A 12,640-nucleotide genomic window follows, 5' to 3' on the forward strand; every position below is an offset into this window, starting at 1 on the left:
AAAGGCTAACAGCTACATACATAGATAAACTTCCTGCAAAAAAACATATTTCGTGCGATGGCCCGGATAAGAATAAAGGATGCTGCTTATTTGTAGCAGCATCCTCTTCCGTCACAAACTTAAATATTACCAGCCTACCATTCTATAGCCTGATCTTCATCAGGTATCTGAGTATTAATCTTACGTTCAAGAATCAGCGAGCCTGTCACCTTATATACTATATCGACATTTGGAATCATTGTGTAGTCTGTAAACTGATAGTCGATATTGTTAATCGTCACATAACGATGTAAGAGATATGGACGCACAGCATCCATTACTTCGCTCACCACATAACTGGCATCTTTATTCACAATCAACTGCATATCCGGATTATCAGAAGAAAATGTTACGCCTCCTGACTCATTAAAGGTCGCATAAACTTTATATTTTCCGCGATCTATACGTTCCTCATCTATATTTCCGGCATAGAAGAACAGTGTATGCTCATCAACAACATATGATTGGATTTCAGACTTAACGATAGGTGTCTCATTTTCATATCCGGCCATATTAACTTTCAGGGCCGTACCACTGTATACTCCGGAATAATCATTGAAAGGGATTATACGAAGTAAGGCTTTTTTGTAATTTTTACGTGGATTTGCGATATAATTATAAGAAGGATCGTCTAAAATAGTCAATGGAAGTACCCATTTATCCACCAGATCAATGCCGGTCAGCTTAAAATCAATATTTAGCAAGGACGTGTTTTCCCCTGCCTTTATACCCACACTTTCGGGCATTGAAAAATACTGGTTGGTCAATTCTTTATAGTAGAAATCGGTGCGGCTCTGAAAACGTTCGTAATTCAGGATTCTCAGAGTATCCGGATCCGTTGCTACATGAACAGTCATATCATTATTGTTGCTTGTGGAGCCACTGACTATCAGAGGCAACTGATAAACCACTTTGTCAGTGTCTTTATAGCGAACATAGATAGAGGTTACTCCTCCATCCCCTATGGGAGCCTTGAAAGAAACATAGTGTTCAAATTGCTCATCTTTCCATTCATCGTTGCACGAACTGAGTAATATTATCAGTACAGCGAGCAAGGATGACAAACCATATATCTTTTTCATATATTCATTTATTTTTTTATTAATCATTGTATGTCCATCCGGGGTTCTGCGTAAGGCGGTTGTTGCGTTTCAGCTCAGTGTGGCTGATAGGCCAGAACCACATTTTATTGGCAAAAGTGGTTTTAAGTATCCATACGGCTACTGGTTGATGGAACAAATCCCTGTCATTTTCAGTCATTAATACATTACAACCATATATAGGCAAGGCTTCCTCTACCGGAGCATCCATCCACCGGCGCAGATCGAAGTAGCGCTGTCCCTCACCCATAAGCTCTATAAAACGTTCTCGTTTTATTCTTTTACGCATATCGTCTCTTCCCGATTCCGCATATGCTGTCTCCGGATAGTCCGGTACGCCGGCACGAATACGTACAGGATGGATTCCCCGTTTCATCTGTGTAACGTCCCGGCTGATGGTGTATGCTTCGCCTTTCCACGATGGGATAGTGTACGAGCCTGTCAGTTCGTTTAACGCTTCCGCGTAGATAAGCAGGATATCTGCATAGCGAATGGCGGGTTCCGCTTTATTTACAATCCTGGATGAGCTTCCCCCTTCATACGTATCGCTTGGATGGACAAATTTCATTACGCCGAATCCTGTGCGCAACCAATATGCATTGGTTGAATTGAACCCATTTCCCTGAGCATTATCACGGTAGTAGAATACCTGTTGGTTACGGTTGCGCTCCTGCGATTCATTCAGTAAAGTCCAGAAAGCGCCGCTATAAGATACCGACGCGTAAAAACGAGGCTCGCGATCAGCGTATTGTAACGATACGCCTTCTCTCAACGGTTTATATTTACCGGCATCGTAATCTTCCTTTGTCACATATCCGGATACGCGGTTGCTACCGTCTCCCCGTCCGATTTCTTTATCTTTGCCAGGAGCATCTGTCCCGTCATTCATATAATAAGCGTCTACCAATTTCTGAGTAAGCCCATGGGTATTCCAGCCTGTGGCGGAACGGGGCAACTGATGTGCTACCATACTCACAATACTTTCACCTCCCTGATTCTGCCCGCGTGTAAATATAAGTTCAGGATTACTCGATGCACTCAATGTTCCGTTGAATACTTCCCTGTACGAACGGTACGGATCTATATTGGCCCAGCCTCCCGGCCAGGTTTTTCCGGAAAAATTACCATCATCCGGCGGAATAATGGTTGCGGGTTCTACATTGTCGCCTGTAGCCCGGAGAGGGGTCCAGTATAAATCATATACCCCCAGTTCGATGACATCTCTGGCCGCGGCTGCCGCTTTAGCCCATTTTTCCTCATTGTAGTCCGGAGACAGTAAAAGCCTGCCTGCATCGTCTTTTAATAATTGAGCCCATCCTGCCGTATTGCCGTTCGCTAACGGGCTGGCTGCATATATCAGTGCCTTGGCACGGGTAGCCAAAGCCGCTCCACAAGTAGGACGCGTTATGACGTCCTGACCTCGTCTCATTCCCAGTTTTTCCATTTCTTTCGCGGCTTGTTCCATCTCGGTAGCGATGTATTCGGCACACTCTTCGTATGTACTGCGAGGAGTCGCTATATTATCATAACTTTCCGTATAGTCGACACCTTCGTCAGGGACAATCGGAATAGGCCCATATTTACGCAGTAGCAGCCAGTACAGGTATGCTCTGGCGAAACGAGCCTGGCCTCTGTAATCTTCTATTTCGTCCCGGCTCATTTCTTCGTTCATATATATATTATGGATAAATGTAGAAGCATTCCGTATTCCTCTATACGATCTAACCCATGAATCCTGCTTGTCTCCTTCACTATACTCTCCCATTTTGAACATATTGTATGACAGTTCGTTTTTGGAAGGGTCGAGGTCGGAGTCGCGGTCGCCATAATACATATCGTCTGCGAAACAGTGCGGTGTATGTCCCTTACTTGCCACATCCGCATTTATATCAGTAAACTCTGAGAATACATGCGCTAACCACTGTTCGGAATAAACTTTGCTCTTAAACACTTTTTCCGTAGTCAGACGATCTTTAAAGTACTGGTCGGAATCCAGATAATCCGAACAGGAGGGAAAAAATCCTATTCCCAGCACCAATAATAGAATATATATTTTCTTTATCATATTGCTTTATTTTATAAGTTAACACTTAAGCCCAATGTAATGGATTTAGCCAATGGATAGTCTTCTCCCCGGGGAGTCGCAAGTTCAGGATCCCACAGCTTGAATTTAGACCAAGTCAAGAGATTAGTACCGACTAAGAATACACGAATGTTGTTACAATGAATCTTATTTGTTAAGTTTTTAGGCAGCGTATACCCTATATCTACCGTTTTCAGGCGGAGATACGCTCCGTTTCGTAACCAGAAAGTCGAGTTCCTGTAGTTATTCGCGTTTCCGCCAAAACTTAAGCGGGGATACGAGGCATTTGGGTTTTCTGTCGAAGGGTCGCCCGAAATATCGGCTGATATCCAGCGGTTAGGTCCCATTACATCTTTTAATACTGTACCCCATTCTCCTTCACTGAAAGCCCATACGGTTTTTCCGTATGTAAAGAATGTCGATTTTCCAGCTCCCTGAAAGTGTACGTTTATATCAAATCCCTTCCAACTGGCGGATATACCCGCACCATAAATAAGATTAGGCCTTTGGGTAGCGCCGATAGCCACCTGGTCTCCGTCATCTATAATACCGTCGCCATTGACGTCTTTATACTTGATATCACCCGGCTGAACAGTACCAAAAGTTTGTGTAGGACTGTTGCGTATATCATCGTAGTCTTTAAAGAGGCCTAAGGAAATCAGCCCTTTAGCCTGGTCTACCCGGTAGCCTTCCTGATTCTGATATGCATATACATTGTTTTCTTCGTCTCTTTCAAGCACTTCATTTTTGCTGTATGTCATATTGCCTCTGACGGTCAGATTCACATCACCCAGTTTCTGCTTGTATTCGATACGCCCGTCAAATCCTCTTGATTTTACAGCCCCGACATTAGCACTCGGTGTACTTTCCAAACCAACCATAGATGGTAAGAAGTTACGCGTCATATAAATTCCCTCACGTTTTTCATCGAAGAAGTCCACATTGGCCTGGAATTTATCTCCGAAAAGCGATAAATCGAAGCCCAGGTTGTTTTTGGTAGCAATTTCCCAGGTGACATACGGCGAAGCAACCTGAGTATACTGCAAGCCTCCGATATAATGGTAGGCGCCGAAATCGGACAATTGATACCCTCCTCCCGGTTCCCATACGTTTTGAGCGTTCATCTGCCCTATTTCTGCCATAGAGGATAAATACGGGAAGCGGATATCTCTCCCGGCACTGTCTTTTCCTAAATTGTCGTTACCTACTCTACCCCAGGAATAACGCACTTTGAACATGTTCATCCATTCCAGGTTGTCTTTAATGAATTTTTCTTCAGCTATATTCCAGCCCACCGAGAACGCAGGGAAGAATCCGTATTGCTGACCTACGGCAAAATTCTCCGAGCCGGTATATCCGAAATTGAAATCCGCGAAATAGCGCAAGTTCCAGTTATACGTCGCGCGTCCTGCCAATCCTTGGTTACGTCTTGATACTCCGTTTTTGATATCGGTTCCTAAATCGACGGTTTGAATAAAAGCGTCAGTCGTATATTTAAGAGTTGCACCGAGATTGTGCCCGTTAAATCCGCGATCCCAGTTAAGCATTAAATCGAGGAACTCACGCCGGTTACCGGTCGAATAGCCACCCTGGGTCATTTCACTGGGATCGGAAATATGGGTGAAGACCAATTCGCCCTGAGCGTTGCGGGCGCGTTCGGCTTTCCATTGTTCAGGCCATTTACGGCGATATATATTATTCGTATTGTTTGTATCGAAACCAAAGTGACCGGTAAAGCGAAGCCCCTTGGTTATGAAATTGAAGTCTTGCTCAAGGGAGACATTTGTTTGTATATTGTTTTCCCAGTTTTCATTGAAGCCTGTTTGCGTAGCCATCACCCAGGGATTGGTCAGCCCTCCTGTGCCAACAGCGGGTACATAGCCGTTTGAGTACATAACCGGCGTGCGTATGGGAGAATACCCGAAAAGTGCCGCCCATACATTATTATTTTCATCACCTACTCCCGGGCTGTTCCGTTTCGACAATATTCCCGATACACCGACTTTCAGTACAGTGGACTTAGTGATGTCTATATCTGTATTGAGACGGTAATTCCAGCGCTTGTAATTCGCATTGGTATCATAATCCTCTCTGAGCGCTTTATCGGTTTTATACATGCCTCCTTCGTCCGAATAACTGACGGATACAAAATAGCGGGCCGTAGTACCGCCCCCACTCATGTTCATATTAGCCCGGTACGCCATAGCCCCGTCTTTGAGCAGTAAATCTTTCCAGTCTACATTCGGGTACAGGTCGGGGTCGAGTCCTAAACGCAGGATCTCCAGTTCCTCGGGTTGATAGATAGGGGAAAAGTTGCGGGTGATACGGGACTCGTTCAACAGGTTGGCATAGGTGGAGCCATCTACAAAATCAGGCGTAATGGTACGCGTGTTATATGTAGTTTCCACTTTTACGTCGATGTTTATCTTGCCCGATTTACCACGTTTGGTGGTAATCAATATAACACCATTGGCTCCTTTGGAGCCATAAATGGCTGTAACGGAGGCGTCTTTCAGTACAGAAAAAGATTCTATATCTTCTATGTTAATATCGTTCAGGTCGCGCTCGAATCCGTCTACAAGCACAAGCGCACTGCTTCCGCCTCCAAATGTGGAGATTCCCCGTATCCAGAATTCCGATATGTTTTTCCCCGGCTGGCCCGATACCGCCATAGCCATAATACCCGGTACATTACCGGCCAGCGCGTTGGATATACTCGATGTCGGATTTGATTTTAAGTCCTCTACATTAACCGTGGAAACTGCTCCGGTCAGGGTTTGCTTTGTTTGCACACCGGTTCCTGTTACTACAATCTCTTTCAGTACGCTGGATTCGGATTCTTTCATCGTGATATCAACCACGCGCTGTTCGTTTATCAGCACTTCCTGTTTTTCAAAACCGATGTAAGTAAAAACCAGTTTCTTGTATCTTTCCAGTTTTATTTTATATTTTCCGTCCACATCGGTGATGGTACCCAATCCCGGAGCATCGGCTACGGCGACACTCACGCCAATTAACGGCTCATTACCGGCATCTGTCACCCGCCCTGTCACTTCAATGGTTTCCTGTGCGAAAGCATTAAAGGAAATAGCTATTAATGACATACATATTATTAAAATTTTTTTCATAATCATATGTGTTTCTTCATAAATTAAATTATTCTTCATCCGTTTCTTCCAAGGCAATTTTGCGGAGGCGGCGGTTTTCGTCATCCGCTATGTAGAAAGCGCCTTCCGATTCATTATAAGCGATTCCCGTTGGACGGTCGAAACGGGCTTCTTCGCGCAAATCCCCGTCGATATAACCATAAGGGTTAGGATTAATACTGGAACTACCCCTTCCCGCGAACGTGGTGACAGCCCCCTCGGGCGTCAGTTTACGGATGGCATGATTAAACTTGTCTGTAAAGTAAAAATCGTATATATCGCTTTTCCCGGCTGCCTCATATTCGGTGTTTTTCACAAACACTCCCTGATAAGGTTGATCGAGGTGCGTACCGGTACCGACGCCGTCTTCATATCCGGCTTGCCTTATTGTACCACATACGACATAGGGTTGATTGAACTGTTGCTTTTCCCAGTTGTAATCGACGCGTAAGATATAATGTTTATTGACTATCACTACATATGCGTAGTTTCCCGTAGGGTGTATAATGATACGGTATTCCCATTCCGGGTCGTGGACAAAAAATAGTGAGACATAGTCTTTAGGCCCCAATCCTGTACTGAAATACTTGTTCAGGTCGTAGCGGAAGAATTGCCCCTTTTCGTAACTATTGAAGTACATTTCGCCGTTTACAGGGTGAACCGCTACTGTATTGCATTGCCTGTATCTGGTAATGATATCTTTATTTACGAAGTTTTGGGCGCGGTCGACCCTGATGACATTCCGGTCGTCTTCACCTCCCCTGTCTTCCGCGACAAGCATGTACTGCCCATCGATGGTAAAATCAATTGCGCGGGGACGGTCGAATCCTCCCTGTCTTTTGGTGATGGTGCTGTCCTGAAAATTTATCAGATAGAGCCCGTCGTTTCCATCACATACCATCCACAGGTTTTTAGGATTCACCGGGTCGAATTTCAACCACCCTGAGTTTCTGAATCCTGCCGCCATTTTGTTTGGGTCCGGGTCTTTAAACTTCCCGTCTTTCCATCCCTGGTCGTCCCTGTCGGTTTTATACCCGGCCACTGTGGAAACGACCATCTTCCGTTCATATCGGAATAATTCACCGGCTTCGGCTACGACAGGGTTGTCTCCTTTCCCCACCCATACTTCGATGTTTCCTTTTATCGCTTTTCCGGGAACCAGACAGTAAAGGCTTTCACCTTCCACACCTATCACTTTGGCCTCTTTACCACCAATATATACGCGGATAAGGCTAAGATCATTACCAAAATTTTTTCCATAAATGACCAATCGTTGTCCTATACCTCCTTCTTTAGGAAGAAAATCGGTTACCACCACCGGTTGGGAAGAATCAAAAGGAGGCGCGCTGTTGCTGTTCTCATTGTTATCTTTGCAGCTTGTGAGGCAAAGAAATAGCAGGAGCGGCATTATCCACCAGATACGCCACCAAGATTTAAACTTTTCCATAATGTTTTTCATTGAGTTTTAAATATTTTATTGACTGATACTTAAGAGAGCTGTTCTTAATGATATTATCAAAATTCGTTTGGTGAAAAGCTGAAAGCCAGACTTGCCGTACCTGCATCATACACACCGGATTTTGAGACCGTCTTTATAGATGTAGAGCTAGATGAAGTATCTCTTTTTTGAGCAATAATATTAACTGTTCCTGTTTTAGCAGGCTTCCAATAAAAACCATTAATCCCTCCCATTGCAAAATTTCTATCATAGGAATGTTCTCCAAATGATACAAAATAAGAATAATCTTCATGATTTGAATCGGGAGGTATGCTGACATAAATTTTAATTCTTCCATATACTCCACTATTCGTATCTCCTAACAAAGGGCTTCCTGAACCGTAAATGTTATTAACTATGCGGTTACAATAAGCCCATTTGGAAACTAAGTTGGCATTATATTTCGGTTCTGTTATTGTGCCAATATTTGGACCTGGAAAATCTTTATGCACCATTCTTATTCTGATTTCTAAATTACCATAAGCGAAATCTGTAGAATTTAGGTCTAAAGCTGCCTCATGCCCCAGAATATTATAGATTCCATATGTTCGGTATGGAACTCCCTCAACGTTAGCTATATTTCCTGGGGTTATCCAATCATAATTACCAATCCGGTATTGTACTTGCATTCTATAGTCTCGGAAATTAGAATAATTATATGGCGGGTATCCATTCCAAATAATATTTATATAATGGAAATAGTTGTTTGGTGAATACGGAGAATAAGGAGTGTCTAGGTAATAAACATCATATAAGTAACAACCAAAAGTTCCCTCCCTATTATGCCACCATTCTATACCTGGGGCGATATAAAGACCTTGATTAGTGTCGAGTATATAATTTTCCAGATAAATAGATTTTAGCTCTTTCTTCTCTTCTTCTTTTTGCTCTTTTTCACCATTACCGGTTATAAGATCATTGGATTCATTGCTACAAGATAATAATGTGCATAAAACTGTTACAGTCAAATACATTAGATACTTTAATTTTTTCATAGCGTTACATTTTATTAATTTGAAATATTAATACTTGTGGTCATTGTTTTTTCATAATTAAGATTAAATTTTTTCTGTAATAAAATTCTTCATATCCATAGATATGGCCGGGGTAAGTCATTCCCCTCATTTTGCGGGTCATTGTTTTTTTTTCATATTTTTCTTATTAAGGTTAGAGATTAGATAATTAGGATACTGATAGTGAGTGCTTATTCATATTAGAAATAAAAAACAGAGGCTTGTATACCATTTGTATGGTATACAAGCCTCTGTTTTCAGTTTTTTTCGTATATTCCCGGCTTTCTTAAATAGCCTGAGAGTTGTTAGTATATATGTATTCTCTCTCTCTCTCTCTCTCTCTCTCTCTCTCTCTCTCTCTCTCTCTCTCTAATAAAATATGGTTAAGTGCCAAATTTTCAAAAGAAAAAGTGGATTTGTTAATCGATATATTTTGTGTGATTCTATGCATTAATTAAGATTTAAAGTATATTTTATACTTAGACTAATTGTCTTTTTTCTAGTATTCGTTTTATTTATTTTTTGTTTGAAAATCGGAGGTTTAGGATTAATTAATGGGTTAAAATCGGGTTAAAACTCTAAAATAAACGTTAACCCTATTGTTTTTGATTTCAATGATTTAATTCAAATTGCTATTCAATAGATTGTAAAATAGCCATATATAGGGACTGTAATGAATTTTAATAACAGGCGTCTGCATAAAAAATAGTTAAATTTATGGTAATCGAAATCGTTTCTTTATATTATAAAAAAGGTTACGTCAATAATGGTATAATTTCATCCATTCAATTATATTCGATTGATTTATCAATAATATTATTCGTTGAATAAATGTAATTAGAGTAAGAAAAATAATGAGGAAATATCTGGTCAGAAAACATTAATATCTGCGCATTTTTACCTATGTGGATATTATAGAAGGGAGTCACTTTTCGAGCTGTTCAAATCATACTGTAACCCCTTTACTGACTATATACGCAATTCATTATCTTCCGCTGACCGTCTTTCAAAATCCCTGCAAAAACTAATAGTAATTGTTATGCTTTTATTAGATTCATTTAGAAATAGATAGGGTAAACGCACGAAATATGTGTTTTTATGCAGAAAGTTTATCTATACATTTTTTAGCCGATAGCCATTAGCTGTTGGCTGATAGCTCTTTGACAAGATGAATTAGCAAATTTGTATATTAGTATATTAGCATATTAGCAAATGAGTGAAATGGTGTAACCTTTGTTACCTTATCAAAGTAGTAAGTATTGAGTAATAAGTTGAAAGTTATATGAGATACAAGTAAACAAGACACGAGATACAAGTTGCTGACTGATGACTGTTCACTGTAAAGCCACTTATGCGATAGCCTAAGCTAACGGCGAATAGCTATCAGCTAAAAGCTGAAACATGTGTTACCTTTGTTACCTTTTTTAAGAGTTACAAATTACTGCGCCCTGCGGGCAGTTACAAGTTACGAGGGAAAAAATTAGCTCTGCTGACGGTTGGTTCTTAATTTTTCATTCTTAATTATTAATTGTTTTCTGTGTTACCTTTTAACTATATATAGTTAATGAAATAAAAAATGACAGGATGAAAATAGTAAAAAAGCTGTCAGAAGTGTCAGGTTTTAACTACATATAGTTAAAAAAAATGCAAATGAGATCGACGGTTAAAATTCCTGATTTTCGTGCGGTTGCCCTAAGTTATAAAAACAAGAAGGCTGAAATTAATAGAAACTACAAGTCCTTTCTTGAATTAAAGAATGGTTGTAAAAATAATCATCTGCATATAATGATTTACACCCCTTTGTTATCAATAGATAAAATTAATCCAGAGGATTTGAGGCTATATCTTGAAGAAAACATGTCGCTTATTGATGATAGCAAAAACGGAACTCACTTTCGTAAACTAATATGTCTCTATGATTATTTGAAATATCGTCTTGGTATATAAGTTTAGCCTTTCCCTTTCAATAATTAAAAATAAAAGTTTATGAAAAAAGTACATTCGAGATTTCGTTTTATTTACAGAGCGACCATGTGAACAGACAAGGCCTGTCGGTGATAATGATCCGCATCAGTATCGACAGGGAAATGAAACAGTTCTATTCGAAGACGGACGTAGGCGGCGAATTGTGGGCCGCGAAGAACAATCTGGCTAAGGGGCACGAACATACGCCCGTGAGGTAAATAAACAACTGGCAGATATAAGGTATCTGCTCCAGCAGCGTTATCTTTAAATTCTTTATTGGATGTATCTATTGATGCTGTCATAATAATGCAACAAAAATATACATAAAGTACAAAATAGGATTAAGATTGACTGGTTATTAATATTATTAACAATCAGCCAACTTAATCCTATTCATATAAGAAAAAAGTAGTGTGTGTCTAATTTAAAATGGTTGTATGCTTTTAGTTTTCCAAACCGGGATTAGCTTCAATGGCATCTTTAGGTATCTGAATCGTATAACGGGGATCATCCTGCTGTAGAGTATATGTTTGCCCATTTATTTCTTTGATAATCTGAGGGCGTGCTGTACGGCGAAGGTCATACCAGCGGTGCCCTTCGAAAGCCAGTTCACGGGCTCTTTCAGCCAATATTTCTTCAATCAACTCCGATTTAGACATTGCATTTACGGCTGTTTCCTTCACGCTATAGCCTGCCGGATTATACCGCTTTTTCATAAGTTCCAGCAAACGTTTACGGGCTTGAGACAAGTCATCTTTATTTGCTGCAGCTTCGGCAGATGTAAGATAAAATTCGCCGACCCTGAATGTTTGCCGGTATTGTGTGTATCCTGTTTTTTTACTTGTATAATAGCCATCTTGGTTCGGGCCTTCAAAATAGAACCCAAAACGTAGGTCATCTACGTCGTACATATCAATAAATGTTGGAGTAAGGAAAGCTGTTCTGGTAACCTGCTGACTCGGAGTTAATTCCATTGCTGTAATAACTTCTCCACATGTGTACAAAGTAGGGACAACGGCATCGGCCGCATTCAAGTCTTCCAGATATGCCTGGCTTGCAATAACCTCTTCAGCCTTGTTATACGCATTTTCCCAATTACCAATATAGAGAGCTATTCTGGCATCGAAAGCAGCGACCGAAGTTGTGTTGAACCGGTATAGATATTTATTCTCATCCCATATTTTCACATTGATAAGCTGGCGGGCGAAAGACATATCATCCAGTATAGATTTGTAAACTTCTTCTACAGTATTTCTTGTCAGTACAGCTTCTAAATCATTATTTAATTTGAGAGGAACGGCTTTTGTTGTCAGCGCTCCGGGTTTAGTATAAGGCTGACCATAGAAGTTGACAAGTATGAAATGACAATAAGCACGCATCATATAAGCTTCGCCTGCTAGCTGATTTAGCTCTTCCTGTGAACCATCTTTTATTGTTTTGTCATTATATGCATCTATTATTTCATTAGCTATAAATATTGTGCTATAATAATCAATCCATCCTGTTGTATATGATGCGTCACTTGACGGACGGTCTATCCATATCTGCATATCGCCATAGTTAGCCATATCAAATTCATCAGTCTCATTGACCTGCATCTCATCTGCACGGAATCCGACAACTCCTCTGTCACTAGGAAAGCCGCTATATGCTCCGGTGAGCAGAGCACGATACTCGTCCAATGTTTGCGGTATGACACTGCCAGTAGGTTTTATATCGAGGAAATCACCGCAGGATGACAATGCCAATATGCCGCTAAAGAATAGTAATTGTATTATATATTTCATAACAGTCAT

General features: G+C 40.8%; 8 protein-coding genes. 2 read left to right on the forward strand and 6 right to left on the reverse strand.

Features of this window, described 5'->3' with window-relative positions; genetic code table 11:
* Positions 1–134: 134 nt before the first annotated feature.
* From IR083_RS18565 to IR083_RS18585, 5 genes are all read right to left on the reverse strand, one after another.
* A complete protein-coding gene (locus IR083_RS18565) occupies positions 135–1,121 on the reverse strand; it encodes a DUF4973 domain-containing protein (RefSeq protein WP_006801550.1) in 987 nt (328 codons plus the stop codon).
* 19 nt (positions 1,122–1,140) lie between these two features.
* Entirely contained in the window at positions 1,141–3,204 is a 2,064-nt protein-coding gene (locus IR083_RS18570; protein ID WP_006801549.1) for a RagB/SusD family nutrient uptake outer membrane protein, read from the reverse strand.
* Positions 3,205–3,215: 11 nt separating this feature from the next.
* On the reverse strand, positions 3,216–6,350 hold the full coding sequence (locus IR083_RS18575) for a SusC/RagA family TonB-linked outer membrane protein (protein ID WP_194225421.1): 3,135 nt from the start codon (positions 6,348–6,350) through the stop codon (positions 3,216–3,218).
* 28 nt (positions 6,351–6,378) lie between these two features.
* Positions 6,379–7,815: an IPT/TIG domain-containing protein gene (locus IR083_RS18580; protein ID WP_242052481.1), complete on the reverse strand. Its 1,437-nt coding sequence runs from the start codon at positions 7,813–7,815 to the stop codon at positions 6,379–6,381.
* 68 nt (positions 7,816–7,883) lie between these two features.
* Positions 7,884–8,861 carry a hypothetical protein gene (locus tag IR083_RS18585; protein ID WP_194225422.1) on the reverse strand — a complete coding sequence of 326 codons (978 nt, stop codon included), beginning with the start codon at positions 8,859–8,861 and terminating at the stop codon, positions 7,884–7,886.
* Positions 8,862–10,529: 1,668 nt separating this feature from the next.
* Between IR083_RS18585 and IR083_RS24500 the strand changes: the two genes are divergently transcribed.
* Entirely contained in the window at positions 10,530–10,826 is a 297-nt protein-coding gene (locus IR083_RS24500) for a hypothetical protein (protein ID WP_206759867.1), read from the forward strand.
* 86 nt (positions 10,827–10,912) lie between these two features.
* Positions 10,913–11,062, forward strand: a complete 150-nt coding sequence (locus IR083_RS18590; protein WP_157256612.1) for a hypothetical protein — start codon at positions 10,913–10,915, stop codon at positions 11,060–11,062.
* A 225-nt stretch (positions 11,063–11,287) separates the two neighbouring features.
* On the opposite strand, the gene IR083_RS18595 is transcribed toward IR083_RS18590, so the two are convergent.
* Complete coding sequence (locus tag IR083_RS18595; RefSeq protein ID WP_194225423.1) at positions 11,288–12,631, reverse strand: RagB/SusD family nutrient uptake outer membrane protein; 1,344 nt, start codon at positions 12,629–12,631, stop codon at positions 11,288–11,290.
* Positions 12,632–12,640 lie beyond the last annotated feature (9 nt).

Source organism: Dysgonomonas sp. GY75, assembly GCF_015234155.1.
Taxonomy (GTDB): domain Bacteria; phylum Bacteroidota; class Bacteroidia; order Bacteroidales; family Dysgonomonadaceae; genus Dysgonomonas; species Dysgonomonas gadei.